The sequence below is a fragment of the Streptomyces mutabilis genome, from assembly GCF_046628145.1.
Lineage (GTDB): Bacteria > Actinomycetota > Actinomycetes > Streptomycetales > Streptomycetaceae > Streptomyces > Streptomyces mutabilis.
In genome coordinates, this window is the sequence record NZ_CP176874.1 from 7,301,474 (window position 1) to 7,317,833 (window position 16,360).

Below are 16,360 nucleotides of genomic sequence, written 5' to 3' on the forward strand. Positions count from 1 at the left end.
TCCACGGAAGGAGGAAAGAGGGAAGGAAGGAACGGGGAAGCGCCGAGTGGCCGGCGGTCAGGCGCGGGCCGGCAGCGGACAGACGCCGGCCGTCGACAGCCTGCGCAGCGCCGCCTCGGCCAGCAGCGCCAGCGAGGCGACGGCGACGACCGGCTGGAGCGGCGCCCAGTACGTCAGTGCGCCGGAGCTGCCGAGGAGCAGCAGGACCACCTTGTTGCAGACGGGACAGCCCACGGCGAGGAAGGAGAGCACACCGCCGACCGGTCCCAGCCTGCTGCCGGGACCGTCGGTCCGCGGCGGTCCGGCGGCTCCGGGCGGGCGCACGAAGGTGGCCAGGACCAGGCCCGCGAGCACGGCGGTGGCCGCGAGCACCGGAGGGTTCCACCACTGGACGGGGACCGACCGGGAGAAGAAGGGCGAGGGCACGACCGCGGTGGGGACACCCACGACGACAGCGGTCAGGACGGCACCGGCCCCGGCGGCGGCCCACTGGGCGGGCCGCCAGGACGCGAGGACCGCTCCCGCCCGGCTCAGTGACCGGGAGGAGGAGGGCATGGGGAAGGACTCCGTTCGTAAGGATGCGATGGACGCGGCACGAACGGGCCGGTCTAGATCCTCAGAACGGTGGTCGAGGTACCACTGGCACAACTCGTGGGCGGCGCGGGTCCGAAGGCCGCGTGACCGGCCGGCGACGGGGCGGTCCCGCGCTGGGCGAGCGAGTCCGCCGAGCCGGCGGTCGGCGCCTCCGGAACACGGAGGTCCCCGCGCGTCGAGGACTGCTCGGCCAGGCCCTTCTTCTCGCACGGACGCGGCGCCGTGGGCGACAGCTCGTCGTCGGAGACACGGTCGACGGCGAGCACGGTGACCGCGGACGGGGAGGCGGTCACGGCACTCTCGGCACCGGCGCCCGCGGCCGGTGAACGGCCCGCTCCCGCCACGCACAGCACGGCGACGACCACGGTGACCATCGCGAGCGCACAACGCAGCAGCGACACCGCTCGGGTGTGCCTGCCGCGCTGGGACATGGGGACGGCTCCTACCGCAGGGACTGCTCGGGGACGTATGCGCAAGCCACCCTACATACCCGTCGCCGGGCGGGCGGCGCCCCCCGGCGGGCAGCGGTGCGTCCCGCGACGCGTCGGTACACCGTCCCACCCGGAACGCCTGTATCACATCGGTGCGTTCGATCGGTGAGATGCCGGGGAAGTTCGCTCCTCGGTGGGGTCTGCGGTCGGTCCGGCTTACGCGCCCCGGGCGCTGACTAGCATGAGCCGCAAGCCCGCCGGAGCGATCACCACTGGCCCCGGCGGACGTTCCGGCCCGTCAACGACGAATGTCGGCCCGGCCTTTTCCCCGCTCTCAAGGACCAGAGGGACCGCGGAATGTCAGTGTCTGCACCCCCCACCCCGCCCCGGGCGCAGAAAGCCCGCCGCACCACCCCCGCCGTCCCCCTGGTCGTGCTGCCGGCGGCCGCAGCGGCCGCCGGAGCCGCCTGGGCGGCGGCCCCCGACACCGCCCGGAGCTGGACCGCCACCCTCGCCGTGACGTCCTGGCTGTGCGTCGCCGTGTCCGTCGTACTCGGCTCCCACCTGGTCGGCCGGGCACGCCGGACCGCGGCCGACCGGAAGGCGGAGATCAGCGCCCTCAAGGCCCGCGTCGCCCACGAGAGCGCGGGCTTCGCGCACCTGGTCAACGTGGCCCTGCCGGGCATCGCCCAGCAGGTCCGCGACGGCGCGCGCGCCGAGGAGGCGGTGGCGAACACCGCGCCCGTCTCCGGCGCGCACCTGCGCCAGGTCGCGCAGAGCTTCGCGGCGTTGGCGGAGGACGCCGCGCGGCAGGCCGCGGACGCCGACTCCCGCCACCGGCAGGCACTCGAGGAGACGCGCCGGCTCACCGCGGAACTGGAACACCTGACGAGCAGCACCCTGCCCGCCGCGGTGGAGAAGCTGCGTGACGGCACTTCGGCGGACGTCGTCCTCGCCGAGCTGGAGTGGCCGCGCGGCGCACAGTCGCGCGCCTGCGCCGAGCTCTTCGTCCGGGAGCTGGCACTCAGCGAGAGGCGCACCGCCGCGGCCCAGGCAGCCGCCGCCAAGTCCCTGAGCCGCGTCCAGGCCAAGACCGTCGGCATGCTCGCCGACCTGCGCGAGATGCAGGACCGCCACGGCGAGGAAGTCCTCGGCGACCTGCTCCGCCTGGACCACAGCACCTCGCAGCTCGGCCTCGTCACCGACCGGCTGGCCCTCCTGATGGGCGGACGCTCCAGCCGGGCCTGGAACAAGCCCATCGTGATGGAGAGCATCCTGCGCGGCGCCGTCGGCCGGATCGCCGCCTACCGCAGGGTCCGGATGCACTGCGCCACCAGCGCGGCGATCTCCGGGTACGCGGCCGAGGGCGTCATGCACCTGCTCGCCGAACTGATGGACAACGCCGCCAACTTCTCACCGCCCATCGACGAGGTCCACGTCTACGTGGAGGAACGCACCGCCGGAATCGTCGTCACCATCGAGGACAGCGGACTGAAGATGGCCGACGCGGCCATGCGCCACGCCGAAGAGGCGGTGTCGGGCCGCATGAACGACCTGGCCCTGCTCCAGGGCACACGGCTCGGCCTCGCCGTGGTCGGACGGCTGGCCGCCAAGTACCGCATCGGTGTCAGCTACCGGCCCTCCTCGCGCGGCGGCACGGGCGTCGTCGTCCTGGTCCCGCCGCAACTGCTCGCCCAGCAGCGGGACCCGGGGCCCTCCGCGTCCTTCGGCCGCACGGCCGGTGTCCCCGCCGTCCCCGGCCCCGCTCCGGCAGCCGAGGCCCCGGTGGACAGGCGGCGCGTCCCGGACGTCCGCCCCGGCCTCCCCGAGCAGCCGGAGCGGCCCCGCCCCGCGCCCGCCACGGCGGGAGGGCTGCCCGTGCGCTCCCCGGGCCGCACGATGGCCGCGGCCGAACGCGAACGCCGGGAGCAGCAGCACCGACGGGCCCCGGACCGGGCGGCGCCGGCGCCCCGGGACGCCGGCGCCAGCTTCGGCGCCTTCCACCGCGGTCGCCGGACCGGCGCGGCCGGCGGGGCGCCGGAGACCGAACCGCCCGCTCCGGGGTAGCCCGCGCCGCACCCGCCCCGCCGAACCCGCACGGCGCGCGTCGGCGCCCCTCGCCCTTCGAGCTCGTGAGATTGGAGGAACGGGCCGGTGACCGCAGAACCAGGAACCACCGTCCCCCCACCCACCATGCAGACCACCGACAACAGCCTCACCTGGCTCCTGCAGAACCTCCTCGACCGCACCCCCGGCACCCGGCACGCCCTCGTCCTCTCCCGCGACGGCCTCAAACTGTGCTGGACCGAACACCTCACCCTGGACCGGGCCGACCAGCTCGCCGCGATCTGCTCCGGCATCCAGGCCCTCGCCCAGGGCGCCTCCGTCGAGTTCGGCGACGGAACCGGCGGTGTCCGGCACTCCATGACCGAGTTCCACGGGGGGCTGCTGTTCATCGTGGAGGCCGGCGAGGGCGCGCACCTGGCCGTCGTCGCGGTGGAGGACGCCGACCCGGGGGTGGTCGGCCACCAGATGACCGAGATGGTCGAACAGATCGGTGAGCACCTGCGGGCCGAACCGCGCCACGCCGCCCCCGGGAGCAGTACGCCGTGACGCGCAGGCCCGTGGACACCGGCGAACCCGACCGGCTCTACACGGTCACCGGAGGACGCAGCCGCGCCGACGACTCCTTCGACCTCGTCACGCTCGTGGTCAGCGAATGCGAACCGTCGGCCGGCATGCAGTCGGAACACGTCCGCATCCTCGACCTGTGCCGGCACCCGACGGCCGTGGTCGAGGTCGCCGCGGAGCTGGCACTGCCGATCACCGTGGTCCGCATCCTGCTCGGCGACCTGCTCGCCACCGGGAGGATCACCGCCCGTCATCCGCGCCTGGGGCAGGCCGCCGCGTCGCACCCCGATACCGCCCTTCTCCAGGAGGTGCTCCATGGGCTCCGCAACCTCTGATCCACCCGCTCCGACCCCCACGGCCACGGGCCGCACGCCCCTGACCGATGCCGCGGAGACCGGCCTGAAGATCGTCGTCGTCGGCGGCTTCGGCGTCGGCAAGACCACCCTCGTCCGCTCGGTCAGCGAGATCCGCCCCCTCAACACCGAGGAGGTGATGACCCAGGCCGGCGTCGGCGTCGACGAGACCGGCGAGGTGACGAGCAAGACCACCACGACCGTGGCCTTCGACTTCGGCCGGATCAGCCTCAACGACCGCATGGTGCTGTACCTGTTCGGGGCCCCGGGCCAGGAACGCTTCTGGTTCCTCTGGGACCGGCTCTTCTCCGGCACCCTCGGCGCCGTCGTCCTCGTCGACACCCGCCGGATGGACGACTCCTGGTACGCGATAGACCGGCTCGAACACCACCGCACCCCCTTCGTGGTCGCCGTCAACCGCTTCGACGACGACCGGGCCCGGCACTCCCTGGACGAGATCCGGCAGGCCCTCGCCCTGCCCGACGACGTACCGCTGATCGACTGCGACGCACGCGTGCGGAAGTCGGGCAAGAACGTACTGGTCACCCTCGTGGACCACCTCTACCGACTGGCCCTGGCCCAGGAGAGCGCATCGTGACCGACATCGACCCCGCTCCCGACCGCACCGCCCCACCCGCGTGCCCCGCACACGACAAGGCCGTGGCGCTCGCCGGGCTGGAGTACCAGCAGACCCCGTCGGAGCTGTACCGCGGCCTCAGGGCGGAGCACGGAGCCGTCGCACCGGTGCTCCTGGACGGCTCCGTCCCGGCCTGGCTGGTCCTCGGCTACGCCGAGGTCAGCTATGTCACCAGCCACGACGAGCTGTTCGCCCGGGACTCGCGCCGCTGGAACCAGTGGGACGCCATCCCGCCCGACTGGCCGCTGCTGCCCTACGTCGGGTACCAGCCGTCGGTTCTGTTCACCGAGGGCGAGGAACACCGGCGGCGGGCCGGCGTGATCTCGCAGGCACTCGCGGGCGTCGACCAGTTCGAACTGGCCCGGGACTGCCGTCAGCTGGCCGACGGGCTCATCGCCGCCTTCGCCGGCAGCGGCCGGGCCGAGCTGATGGCGGACTACGCCCACGCCCTGCCGATGCGCGCAGCCGTGCGCATGTGCGGCATGCCGCACGGCGGCGACGACACCCGGCAGCTCGTCGAGGACCTGCGTGTCTCCCTCGACGCGGCGGAGGGTGACGACCCGGTCGCGGCCTACGCGCGGGTGGGTGAGCGCATCCACCGGCTGGTGCGCCGGAAGCGGGAGCGGCCCGGACCCGACGTCACCTCGCGGATGCTGACCCACCCGGCGGGGCTGACCGACGAGGAGATCGTCCAGGACCTGATCTCCGTGATCGCCGCCGCCCAGCAGCCCACCGCCAACTGGATCGGCAACACCCTCAGGCTGCTGCTCACCGACGAACGCTTCGCGCTCAACGTCTCGGGCGGCCGGCTCAGCGTCGGCGAGGCGCTGAACGAGGTGCTGTGGCTGGACACGCCCACGCAGAACTTCATCGGCCGTTGGGCCGTGAACGACACCCAGCTCGGCGGCCGGCAGATCCGGGCCGGCGACTGCCTCGTCCTCGGCCTGGCCGCGGCCAACACCGACCCGCAGCTGTGGCCCGAGGCGCACGTCGGCGCCGAGAACTCCGCGCACCTGTCCTTCAGCAACGGCGAGCACCGGTGCCCGTACCCGGCACCGCTGCTCGCCGACGTCATGGCCCGCACAGCGGTCGAGACCCTGCTGGAACGCCTCCCCGACCTGGTACTCGCGGTCGACCCCGACGAGTTGACCTGGCGGCCCTCCATCTGGATGCGCGGACTGACCTCCCTGCCGGTGCTCTTCACGCCCGTGGTCCCCTGACGGGCGGGCGACGCCGGCTCAGGCCGTGACGGGCGTGAACCGCACCGGCAGCGACTGCGGACCCCGGGTGAAGACCCCCCGCTCCACCACGTCGAACCCGTCGGCCGGCCGCAGGTCGGGCATGGCGTCCAGCAACTGACCGACGCCGGTCTCGACCTCGGCCTTCGCCAGCAGTGCCCCCACGCAGAAGTGCCGCCCGAGGGCGAACGCGAGGTGGTCGGCGGCGGCCGAGAACGCGGTCGTCGTGGTCAGGTCGTCGCGGAGGATGTCGAAACGGTCCGGATCGCGGTAGCGGTTCTCGTCCCGGTTGGCCGCGCCTATGAGACAGGTGACGGTGGCGCCCGCCGGTATGGTCCCGCCGCTCAGCTCCACCTCGGTCGCCGTCTGCCGCATGATCATGTGGACGGGCGGCGTGTAGCGCAGCGTCTCGGCGAAGGCACGGGGGATCAGGCTCCGGTCCTCGCGCACGGCCGCCAACTGCTCCGGGTGCGCCAGCAGGTTGGCGAAGATGCTCGCTATGGCCTTGTCGGTGGTCTCGCCGCCCGCCGCGAGCAGCAGACTGCAGAACGCTTTGATGTCCTCGTCGCTCATCCGCACGCCGTCGACCTCGGCGGCGCACAGGGCGGACAGCAGGTCGTCACCGGGGTTCTCCCGGCGCTCCCGGATGATCGGGAACATGTACTCGGCGAACTCCACCCGGGTGCGCGCCCCCGCCGCCGCCACCTCGGGGTCGCCGGAGAGGTTGCCGAGGAAGGCGATGACCGTCGTGTACCAGCCGTGGAAGCGGTCGTGGTCGGCCTTGTCCAGACCCAGCATGTCCGCGATGACGTTGACGGGGAACCGGGTCGCGTAGTCGGTGACCAGGTCGGCGCGGCCGGTGTGCCGGAAGGTGTCTATGAGTTCACGGGAATTGCGCTCGATGACCGGCAGGAACTTCTCCTGCAGTTCGGCGCCGCGGAAGGCCGGGGCGACCAGTGCCCGACGGACCGCGTGCTCGCGTCCGCTCAGCTGGAGGATCGTCCTGCCGTGCACCGGCTCGATCTGCCAGTCGTAGTTCTCCGTGGTGAACTGCCCGGCGCGGTCCTTGAAGACGCGCTCCACGTCTTCGTAGCGCGACACGATCCAGCTCTGGGTGGCCTCGTGCCGGATGAGCGGCGCGCTCTCGCGCATCACCCGGTAGGCCGGGTAGGGATTCGCCGCGAACTCGGGGGAGAGGATGTCGGGGACCTGCTGGGCGGTGGACATGGGGCTCCTCGGTCGACAACTGCCTTACCGCCCCAGGCTATTGGCGACCCGCCGGGCCCGACAGGCCGCGCGGGCCGCTCGTGCGTCCCGCGCGGTCGAGTCGTCTCCCGCCCCTGGGCGCCGGTGTCAGTCGAACGGGGTGAGGAAGTCCCGGGTCCGCAGCGGGCGGTCGACGATGCGGGTGTCGCCGATCCAGCCGTAGAAGCCCTGTCCGAACTTCCCGTCGAACTGGGTGGCGCCCAGGACGAAGGGCTTGCCGAGGGTGGCGATGCCGGTCGAGGGCGCCGTCGGATTGCGGGCGATCTTCGAGCCGTCCACGTACACGACGGTGCGGCGGCCGTCGTTCACGACGGCGACGTGCATCCAGCGGCCCACCGGCACGGCGTGGCTCCAGGACGTGGGGTCCGCGTCCTGGCGGTGCGGGTAGACGACGAACTGGAGGAACCTCTCCGGGGACAGGTTGAGACTGCACGTCGGCTCCAGCGGGGACCAGCCGGTGGTCTTGCCCGCGTCCCCGTTGCGCCCCTCCCAGCTGAGGATGCCCATCCAGCTGTGATCGCCCTCGAACGGCTCGGGGAGCCGCACGAAGGTCTCGATGGTGTAGCCGCGCGGGAACTTCTCGCTGTTCAGCGGGGCTCGCATGCCGGTACGCAGGACGGCACCCCGATCCGGACCCTTGCCGCCGTCGAACCGGAGGCTGGCGTGCGCGGGCTGGCCGGGATGGTGGTCCGGCGACCAGGTGAGGGCTTCGGGGCCGCTGGAGTGCAGACGGCCGACGGTGAGGTCGTTGCCGTGGCCGGAGAGGTCGCGCACGACGGAACCGTCCGCGACCGGGCCGCCGTCCGGGGCGGTCGTCATGCCCGAGGCGTCGAACCGCCAGTAGGCGACGGTGCCGCGCGGCATCACGGCTGGGGCGGGCCGAGGCTTCGGCGGCAAGACGGGGGAGAAGCCGCGGAAACGCTCGTCGAAGTCGATGCTCAGGCTGAACCGGTCCGCGGGGCCGGTCAGTTCGACCGTCTCGGCCTCGAGCGGGGTCCGCCGGGCGGGATCGCGGGCCAGGAACCAGGGTGCGAACGTCTCCACGTCGATCACCCCGCGCACGACGTCGAACCCGTAGGTGCGGATCATGCCGGCGCCGCCGTAGTAGCGGTCCTGGTAGTTGGTGATGTGGATGTGGACATCGTTGTCGGCGTCGTTGCGCAGGACCGTACGGCCGGGCGGCCAGTAGTGTCCGCCGAGCGCCAGGAAGATCTGGTCGTTGCCGCGGATCAGACCGTCCCACAGCCGCTGTCCGTTGCCGGAGAGCCGGGCCGATCCCTCGTCGTCCGCGTAGGCGAGGTCGTGCGTGGTGAGCACGGCGGGCAGGGTCGGGTGGGCGTCGAGCACGCTCTGCGCCCAGACCGTGCCCTTGTCGCTGATCCTCCAGTCCAGGGCGAGGACCAGCCAGTCGCGGCCCGCGGCACGCACCACGTGGTAGCTGTTGTAGCCGTCGGGCGAGGCACCCTTGAAGGTCGGCATCGAGGCGTAGCGCCCGGGTCCGAACTCCCGCAGGTAGGCGGAGTCGCCGCGCTGGTCGTCCGTCGACGACGCGATGTCGTGGTTGCCCGCCAGCACGCTGTAGGGCACCTTGCCGTGCAGCGTGCGGAAGGTCTGGGCGGCCCGGCGGATCTCGTCCTCGGTGCCGTGCTCGGTGACGTCGCCGAGGTGGGTCATGAAGGCGATGTTGGCCTCGGACCGGTCGGCCACCAGGTAGCGGAAGGTCTCCCGCAGGGGAGCGGGGTCGGTGCTGTCCGCGTCGAACAGGTACTGCGTGTCCGGCAGGACGGCCAGCGTGAAGCGCGGGCTGTCGGTGTCGAAGCGCCGTTGGCCGGACGCCTCCGCGGCCTGCGCGGGTACCGCTGCCACGGTCCCGGTCGCCGCCGCGGCCACCGAGCCGGCCACGGCCGCTCTCAGCACCGTGCGTCTGCCCGGGTTCTCGTGCTGTTCCGTCGTGCTCATCTGCCCTCCAGGAGCGGGAAGTCCACCGTGCGCGGCTCACGGTGCTCACGGGCGTTGACCGTGTGCTGACGGTGAGCTGAACGCCGCATGGTGGGCGGCGGGCCACTGGAGGGGCCGGTGGGGCGGACGGGTCAGGCGTCGCCGTCCACGGAGGCGCGCAGCCGGGCGCTGGCCATCCGCATGTGCTCGGCCATCGCGCGGTCCGCGGCCTCCGGGTCGCGCGCGCGGATCGCCTGGAGCACCGCGTCGTGCTCGCACAGCGTGCCGCTGACGGTGCCCTCGATGTCGCTCACGCGCTCCATCCACACCTGGAGCAAAGCCCGGATGCTGTGCAGGATGTCGCTGAGGACGCTGTTGCCCGCGATGCGGGCCGTCTCCAGGTGGAAGGCGATGTCGGCGTCGATGAAGGCCGGGACGTCACCGCCCGCGTCGCGCATGTGCTGGAGGTGCTCCTCCAGCCGCAGCACGTCCTGGTCGGTCGCCCGCTCAGCCGCGAGCCGGGCCGAGACCCCCTCCATGTACGTGCGTACCTCGACGAGGTCCTGGGTACGCCGCTGGCCCAGCATCAGCCCCCAGTTGATCGCCCGGGGCAGGAACTCCGAGGTGCCCTCGCGCACGTAGGAGCCGGAGCCCGGCCGGATCTCGATGATGCCCAGGACGTCCAGCGCGGAGAGCGCGCCGCGCACACTGGAGCGTGCGACGCCCAGCGCCTCGGCCAGCTGCCGCTCGGCGGGCAGTCGCGTGCCGGGCCGGATGTCGCCGGCCGAGAGGTGGTCGAGAAGCCGCTTGGCGACCTCGCTGACGGACGACTCACGCACCACGGGGCGCAGCAGCTGCGCGAGGTCGGGCGCTGCGGCGGAGCTCTGCTGATCAGGCTGACTGGTCACGGTCACCAGTCAACCAGATGCCGTACTCGCCTGGCTGACCAGGCAGTTCACCCATGGCTCGGCCGTGGTTTGTCAAGAGTTCGGCCGTCGGGAAATCTATGACCGTCACCACACTGGTAAATTGGTGACCAATTTGGATCGGGGGCATAGCGTGAAGGCGAACCGGCCGGCCGCCCCCTTTGTGGCGGAACGCCGGGCACGACCCACCCCGGACAGAGCTGTCCGGGCGAGCCGAGGAGTCGCCCATGGGTGCCCAAGCGCCATCCGCGGCAGTCGAGAGAACTGCCATCAAGAAGGTCTCAGTCCGCCTCGTTCCGTTCGTGGCGCTGATGTTCTTCGTGAACTACCTGGACCGCACGGCCGTCTCGTTCGCCGAACCGAACGGCATGGGCCAGGACCTCGCCCTCACCGCCGCCCAGTTCGGCTTCGCGTCCGGGATCTTCTTCCTCGGCTACATCGTGCTCGAGGTCCCCAGCAACATGGCCCTGCACCGCTTCGGGGCCCGCCGCTGGCTGGCCCGGATCATGGTGACCTGGGGCATCGTCTCCCTGCTGTTCACGTGGGTCAGCAGCAGCGGCCAGCTCTACACCCTGCGCTTCCTGCTCGGCGTCGCGGAGGCCGGCTTCTTCCCCGGCGCGATCCTGTTCCTCAGCCAGTGGGTGCCCTCCCGCCACCGCACCAAGATCCTCGGCCTGTTCTACCTCGCCCAGCCGCTGACCACCGTGTTCGGCGCCCCGCTGGCGGGCTGGCTGATCGGCCGCCACGGCCTGTTCGGCCTCGAGGGCTGGCGCGTGATGTTCCTGTTCGTCTCGCTGCCCGCGATCATCCTGGGCGTCGTCGCCTGGTTCTACCTGATCGACAAGCCCGCCGACGCCAAGTGGCTCACCCCGGCCGAACGCGACTGGCTGACCACGGAACTCGCCGCCGAGAACGCCCGGAAGACCGGCCACGAGAGCAAGCACGCCAAGGGCGACCTGAAGAAGGCCTTCGGCAGCGGCCGGGTGTGGACCCTCGCCGCGGTCTACTTCGGGTTCGTCTACGGCCTGTACGCCCTCGCCTTCTTCCTGCCGACCATCATCAACGGCTTCCAGGAGCAGTACGACACCACGTTCAGCGTGATGGACAAGGCCTGGATCACGGCCATCCCGTACCTGCCCGCCGCCGTCGTCCTCTTCTTCTGGAGCCGGCACGCGACCCGCCACGGCACGCGCACCTGGCACGTCGCCGGCCCGGCCGTGGTCGGCGGTGTGTCCATCCCCCTCGCCCTCTACATGGGCTCGCCCACCGCCACGGTCGCCGTGATCACCGTGACCGCGTGCGCCATCTTCGCCGCCCTGCCGGTCTTCTGGTCCGTGCCCTCCCGGTTCCTGACCGGAGCCGCCGCCGCGGCGGGCATCGCCCTGATCAACACCGCCGGGAACATCGCCGGATTCGCCTCCAGCTACATCACCGGCTGGCTCAAGGACTGGACGGGCGGCTACTACGTACCGCTCTACCTCGTCGGCTTCTTCATGCTGCTGTCCGCCGCCCTGATGATCTGGCTCGCCGCGCGCAACCGCACCGACGCACCGGCTCCCGACCCCGAGCACCAGGCCATGGAGGCCCTTCGATGACCCGCCTGTTCAACGATCCCGCCGCCTTCGCCGACGAGGCGCTGGAAGGTTTCGCCGCCGCACACCGGCGCTGGGTACGGCCCGTCACGGGCGGCGTGGTGCGGGCGACGGCCACCCCGGCCGGGCAGGTCGCCGTGGTGATCGGTGGCGGCTCGGGGCACTACCCGGCCTTCTCCGGACTGGTCGGCCGGGGCCTGGCGCACGGGGCCGCGGTGGGCAACGTCTTCGCCTCGCCCTCCGCCCAGCAGATCCGCTCGGTCGCCAGGGCCGCCCACGGCGGTGCCGGGGTGCTGCTGATGTACGGCAACTACGCCGGAGACGTCCTGCACTTCGGCCAGGCCGCCGAGCGGCTCGCCGCCGACGGGATCGAGGCCCGGACCTTCGCCGTCGCCGACGACATCTCCAGCGCCGCCCCCGACGAGTCCGCCGAGCGGCGCGGCATCGCCGGTGACCTCCCCGTCTTCAAGGCGGCGGCCGCCGCGGCCGAGCGGGGCCTCGCCCTGGACGACGTACTGCGCGTCGCCGAACGGGCGGGCGCCCGCACCCGCTCCTTCGGCATCGCCTTCTCCGGCTGCACCCTGCCCGGCGCCGACCACCCCCTGTTCACGGTCCCCGAGGCCCGCATGGCCGTCGGCCTCGGCATCCACGGGGAGCCCGGCATCGGCGAGGAGCCCCTGCCGACCGCCGACGGGGCGGCCCGGCTGCTGGTCGAGACGCTGCTGAAGGAACTGCCCGGGGACGTCCACGGACCGGCGGGGCAGCGCGCCGCCGTCATCCTCAACGGCCTCGGCTCGGTCAAGTACGAGGAACTCTTCGTCGTCTACCGCAAGGTCGCCGCCCTCCTCGGCGAGGCAGGCGTGGAGATCGTCGACCCGGAGGTCGGCGAACTCGTCACCAGCTTCGACATGGCCGGGGTCTCCCTCACCCTCACCTGGCTGGACGAGGACCTGGAGGAGCTGTGGCGCGCCCCGGCCGACACGCCCGCCTTCCGCAAGGGCGCCCTCGACGCACCCGTTCCGGATGCCCGGGAGCCCCTGGACGATCAGGCCGCGGACACCGCCGTGCCCGCCGCCTCCGAGCCCTCCCGGCACGCCGCCGTCACCGTCCTGGCCGCCCTGGAGGCGGTGGCCGCGACCGTCGACACGCACGTCGACGAGCTGGGCCGCATCGACGCCGTGGCCGGCGACGGTGACCACGGCATCGGCATGCAGCGGGGCTCCACCGCCGCCCGCACGGCCGCCGGCCGGGCCCAGGCGCTCGGCGCGGGCGCCGGCACCGTCCTGGCCCACGCCGCCGACGCCTGGGCCGACCGGGCCGGCGGCACCTCGGGCGCCCTGTGGGGCACCGTCCTGCGCTCCCTCGGCACCGCCCTCGGCGACCAGGACGCGCCGGACGCGTCCCGTGTGGCCGCCGGGGTGACGGAGGCCTCCGCCGCGGTACGCCGGCTCGGCGGGGCCGAGGTCGGCGACAAGACCATGGTCGACGTCCTCGTGCCCTTCGCCGACACGCTGGCCGACGCCGTGGCCGACGGGCTGGCCCTCACCGAGGCCTGGGACCGTGCCGCCACCGCCGCCACCGAGGCGGCCGCCGCCACGGCCGGGCTGCTGCCCCGCAAGGGCCGGGCCCGCCCGCACGCCGAGAAGTCCCTCGGCACCCCCGACGCGGGCGCCCACTCCCTCGCCCTGATCACCCGCGCGGTCCACGGCGTCCTGATCGAGCGCCCCCACGACGAGCGCCCCCACGACGACCGCCCGCACGAAGACCACCTCCACGACCACCACTGAGGAAAGCCGAGATGACCGACAAGCTCCGCATCGTCGTCGGGTCCGACGACGCCGGTTACCAGTACAAGGAAGCCCTCAAGCAGGACCTGGCGAACAGCGCCCTGGTCGCCGAGGTCACCGACGTCGGCGTCGACGCCGACGGGCACACCGCCTACCCGAAGGTCGCCATCGCCGCCGCCGAGATGGTCGCCCGCGGCGAGGCCGACCGCGCCCTGCTGGTGTGCGGCACCGGGCTGGGCGTGGCCATCGCCGCCAACAAGGTCAAGGGCATCCGCGCGGTCACCGCCCACGACTCCTTCTCCGTGGAGCGGGCGATCCTCTCCAACAACGCGCAGATCCTCACCTTCGGCCAGCGCGTCGTCGGCCTCGAACTGGCCCGTCGCCTGGCCGCCGAATGGCTCACCTACCGCTTCGACGAGAGTTCGGCGTCGGCGGCCAAGGTCCAGCTGATGTGCGACTACGAGTCCGCCGCGGGCGACGGGGCAGCCGCCTGATGTCCACCCCGGCACCCTCGTCACCCGTCCTGCTGGGGGTGAGCCTGAAGATGTACTTCGGCCACCACCAGACCCTCAACTGGGCCCGCAGGATCGCCGCCCTGGCCGACCGCCACCCCGCCGTCACCTCCGGCGCCGCCCGCCTGTTCGTCCTCCCGGCCTTCCCGACCCTGGTCCCGGCCGCCGGCATCCTCGCCCCGTACGGCGTCGCCCTCGGCGCCCAGGACATCGCCACGGAGGACACCGGCCCCTACACCGGCGAGGTCGGCGGCCCCCTCCTCAAGGAGATCGGCTGCCGCTACGCCGAGGTCGGCCACGCCGAGCGCCGCCGCCTGTACGGCGAGGGCGACACCGTCGTCGCGGCCAAGACCGCCGCCGCCCTGCACAACGGCCTCACCCCGGTCCTGTGCGTCGGCGAACGCGACCGGGCCGATGCCGCCGAGGCCGCCACCCGCACGGTCGCGGAGGCCGAACGCCTGCTGCACGGCCTGGACGGCGCCGTCGTCCTCGCCTACGAACCCCAGTGGGCCATCGGCGCCCCCGAGCCCGCCTCCGCCGACCACATCGCGACCGTGTGCACCGCCCTGCGCGACTGGCTGGACACCCGCCCGCGGCACGCCGGCTCCACCGTCATCTACGGCGGCAGCGCGGGCCCCGGCCTTCTCACCCGCCTGAACGGAACCGCCGAAGGGCTGTTCCTCGGCCGGTTCGCCCACGACCCGGCGGGCGTCGAGGCCATCCTCGACGAGATCCGCTCCCCGGCCCCGGCGGCGGTGGCGTGATGGCGTACGGCATCAGTACCTACGCGTACTTCTGGCGGATCTCCGACCGGGCTCCCGAGCCGATGACCCTGCCCGCGATGCTCCGGGACACGGCCGCGCTCGGCGGCGAGGTCTTCCAGATCTGCGACTACGCACCGATCGAGTCCTACGACCGCGCACGGCTCGCCGACGTCCGCGCCACCGCCGACGACCTCGGCCTCACCCTGGAGCTGGGCACCCGCGGCATCCGCCCCGAGCACCTGCTGAAGTACCTCGACATGGCGGGCGAACTGGGCGTCACCCTGGTCCGCTCCATGCTCAACACGGCCGACCACCGGCCCGACACCGCCGAGGCGGTCGCCCTGCTCGAGGAGGCGGTGCCGCGCTACGCGGACGCCGGCGTCACCCTCGGCCTGGAGACCTACGAGCAGGTCGCCACCGACGACCTGGTGAGCGTCGTGCGCGCCGTCGACGACCCGCACCTCGGCATCGTCCTGGACCCGGGCAACAGCGTCGCCCGGCTGGAGCGCCCCGTGGACGTGGTGGCCGCCACCGCGCCGTACGTGGTCAACATCCACGTCAAGGACTTCGCCTTCACCCGCCGCGACGGCTGGGTCGGCTTCACCTACGCCGGCTGCCCGCTCGGCGAGGGCCTCCTCGACCACGACGGCATGATCGCCGCCGTCCGTCCCGCCGAGCGCGGCATCAACCAGATCGTGGAGCACTGGCTCCCGTGGCAGGACGAGGGCTACGACGCCACCGCCCGGCTCGAACACCAGTGGACGCAGCACAGCATCAACACCCTCCTGAGGAGCAAGTAATGGCCACCGAGATCCAGACCCAGGTCGACGTCAAGACCGTCGCCGTCATCGGGGCCGCCGGCAAGATGGGCCAGCGCGTCTCCAACAACCTGGTCGACAGCGACTTCCGGGTCCTCTTCAGCGAGGCGTCGCCCAAGGGCCAGGAGCTGATCCGCGGCCTCGGCCGCGAACTGACCGAGTCGAAGGACGCCGCCGCCGAGGCCGACGTCGTCATCCTCGCCGTGCCGGACGTCGTCCTCGGCAAGGTCTCCGAGGAACTCGTGCCGCTGATGAAGCCCGGCACGATCGTCCTCACCCTCGACCCGGCCGCCGCGTACGCCGGCCTCCTCTTCGCCCGCGAGGACATCCACTACGCCTGCGCCCACCCCTGCCACCCCTCGGTGTTCCTGGAGCGCACCACCAAGGAGGAGTGGCAGGACACCTTCGGCGGCATCGCCGCCCCGCAGGAGGTCGTCGCGGCCTACGAGGGCGGGGACGACGCCAAGCGGGAGCTGGCCGAGTCCGTCATCCGCGTGATGTACGCGCCCGTCGTCGATGTCCACTGGGTCACCGTCAAGCAGCTCGCCGTCCTGGAGCCCACCCTCGTCGAGACCATCGCCTGCATGGTCGGCGCCCTGCTGACCGAGGCCCTGCACGAGACGGTCCACACCGTCGGCGTCCCCGAGAAGGCCGCCCGCGCGATGCTGCTGGGCCACACCCAGGTCGCCCTGGCCAACACCCTCAAGGGCTCCAACCCGTTCTCGGACGCCTGCCTGATCGCCATGGACTACGGCCGTGAGTCGATCGTGCGCGAGGACTGGAAGAAGGTCTTCGACGACGAGGAGCTGGACAAGGTCATCACGCGCATGCTGAAGATCAAGGAGATCAAGCGCTGACGCACCCGACGGGTGC

16 protein-coding genes are annotated in these 16,360 nt (G+C 72.5%); 11 read left to right on the forward strand and 5 right to left on the reverse strand.

Annotated features, from left to right (window positions below; translation table 11 throughout):
• Positions 1 to 57 precede the first annotated feature (57 nt).
• Positions 58 to 555 carry a hypothetical protein gene (locus ACLIN4_RS32795; RefSeq protein WP_307651668.1) on the reverse strand — a complete coding sequence of 166 codons (498 nt, stop codon included), beginning with the start codon at positions 553 to 555 and terminating at the stop codon, positions 58 to 60.
• A 53-nt stretch (positions 556 to 608) separates the two neighbouring features.
• A complete protein-coding gene (locus ACLIN4_RS32800; RefSeq protein ID WP_100049581.1) occupies positions 609 to 1,025 on the reverse strand; it encodes a hypothetical protein in 417 nt (138 codons plus the stop codon).
• A 357-nt stretch (positions 1,026 to 1,382) separates the two neighbouring features.
• Between ACLIN4_RS32800 and ACLIN4_RS32805 the strand changes: the two genes are divergently transcribed.
• The 5 genes from ACLIN4_RS32805 (at position 1,383) to ACLIN4_RS32825 (ending at position 5,866) form a co-directional block, all read left to right on the forward strand.
• Positions 1,383 to 3,092, forward strand: coding sequence for an ATP-binding protein (locus ACLIN4_RS32805; RefSeq protein WP_381915180.1), 1,710 nt, complete (start codon positions 1,383 to 1,385; stop codon positions 3,090 to 3,092).
• 126 nt (positions 3,093 to 3,218) lie between these two features.
• Positions 3,219 to 3,638, forward strand: coding sequence for a roadblock/LC7 domain-containing protein (locus ACLIN4_RS32810; protein WP_257003382.1), 420 nt, complete (start codon positions 3,219 to 3,221; stop codon positions 3,636 to 3,638).
• Complete coding sequence (locus tag ACLIN4_RS32815) at positions 3,635 to 3,991, forward strand: DUF742 domain-containing protein (RefSeq protein WP_179342745.1); 357 nt, start codon at positions 3,635 to 3,637, stop codon at positions 3,989 to 3,991. Before ACLIN4_RS32810 ends, ACLIN4_RS32815 begins: the two co-directional genes overlap by 4 nt.
• Positions 3,972 to 4,607: a GTP-binding protein gene (locus ACLIN4_RS32820; RefSeq protein ID WP_100049270.1), complete on the forward strand. Its 636-nt coding sequence runs from the start codon at positions 3,972 to 3,974 to the stop codon at positions 4,605 to 4,607. Before ACLIN4_RS32815 ends, ACLIN4_RS32820 begins: the two co-directional genes overlap by 20 nt.
• Positions 4,604 to 5,866: a cytochrome P450 gene (locus tag ACLIN4_RS32825; RefSeq protein WP_289910048.1), complete on the forward strand. Its 1,263-nt coding sequence runs from the start codon at positions 4,604 to 4,606 to the stop codon at positions 5,864 to 5,866. Before ACLIN4_RS32820 ends, ACLIN4_RS32825 begins: the two co-directional genes overlap by 4 nt.
• Before the next feature lie 18 nt (positions 5,867 to 5,884).
• Here the strand turns inward: ACLIN4_RS32825 and ACLIN4_RS32830 are convergent, their stop codons facing one another.
• The 3 genes from ACLIN4_RS32830 to ACLIN4_RS32840 all read right to left on the reverse strand — a co-directional run bounded on the left by ACLIN4_RS32830 (position 5,885) and on the right by ACLIN4_RS32840 (position 10,002).
• Complete coding sequence (locus ACLIN4_RS32830) at positions 5,885 to 7,111, reverse strand: cytochrome P450 (RefSeq protein ID WP_107480019.1); 1,227 nt, start codon at positions 7,109 to 7,111, stop codon at positions 5,885 to 5,887.
• A gap of 126 nt (positions 7,112 to 7,237) precedes the next feature.
• Positions 7,238 to 9,109, reverse strand: coding sequence for a LamG-like jellyroll fold domain-containing protein (locus tag ACLIN4_RS32835; RefSeq protein ID WP_107480018.1), 1,872 nt, complete (start codon positions 9,107 to 9,109; stop codon positions 7,238 to 7,240).
• 131 nt (positions 9,110 to 9,240) lie between these two features.
• A complete protein-coding gene (locus ACLIN4_RS32840; protein ID WP_100049267.1) occupies positions 9,241 to 10,002 on the reverse strand; it encodes a FadR/GntR family transcriptional regulator in 762 nt (253 codons plus the stop codon).
• 239 nt (positions 10,003 to 10,241) lie between these two features.
• Here ACLIN4_RS32840 and ACLIN4_RS32845 point away from each other — a divergent pair, with 239 nt between their 5' ends.
• From ACLIN4_RS32845 to ACLIN4_RS32870, 6 genes are read left to right on the forward strand one after another with little or no spacing between them, the layout of a single operon-like run.
• Positions 10,242 to 11,609, forward strand: a complete 1,368-nt coding sequence (locus ACLIN4_RS32845; protein ID WP_289910043.1) for an MFS transporter — start codon at positions 10,242 to 10,244, stop codon at positions 11,607 to 11,609.
• On the forward strand, positions 11,606 to 13,393 hold the full coding sequence (locus tag ACLIN4_RS32850; protein WP_290014059.1) for a dihydroxyacetone kinase family protein: 1,788 nt from the start codon (positions 11,606 to 11,608) through the stop codon (positions 13,391 to 13,393). The genes ACLIN4_RS32845 and ACLIN4_RS32850 overlap by 4 nt, the downstream gene beginning before the upstream one ends.
• 11 nt (positions 13,394 to 13,404) lie before the next feature.
• Positions 13,405 to 13,887, forward strand: coding sequence for a ribose-5-phosphate isomerase (locus ACLIN4_RS32855; protein WP_100048607.1), 483 nt, complete (start codon positions 13,405 to 13,407; stop codon positions 13,885 to 13,887).
• Positions 13,887 to 14,669 (forward strand): triose-phosphate isomerase, encoded by a 783-nt coding sequence (locus ACLIN4_RS32860; protein WP_411576501.1) that lies wholly within the window; start codon positions 13,887 to 13,889, stop codon positions 14,667 to 14,669. Before ACLIN4_RS32855 ends, ACLIN4_RS32860 begins: the two co-directional genes overlap by 1 nt.
• On the forward strand, positions 14,669 to 15,469 hold the full coding sequence (locus tag ACLIN4_RS32865; protein WP_107480090.1) for a sugar phosphate isomerase/epimerase family protein: 801 nt from the start codon (positions 14,669 to 14,671) through the stop codon (positions 15,467 to 15,469). Before ACLIN4_RS32860 ends, ACLIN4_RS32865 begins: the two co-directional genes overlap by 1 nt.
• The gene (locus tag ACLIN4_RS32870; protein ID WP_107480091.1) at positions 15,469 to 16,344 is read left to right on the forward strand and encodes a phosphogluconate dehydrogenase C-terminal domain-containing protein; all 876 of its coding nucleotides are present in this window, start codon (positions 15,469 to 15,471) and stop codon (positions 16,342 to 16,344) included. Before ACLIN4_RS32865 ends, ACLIN4_RS32870 begins: the two co-directional genes overlap by 1 nt.
• Positions 16,345 to 16,360: the final 16 nt, after the last annotated feature.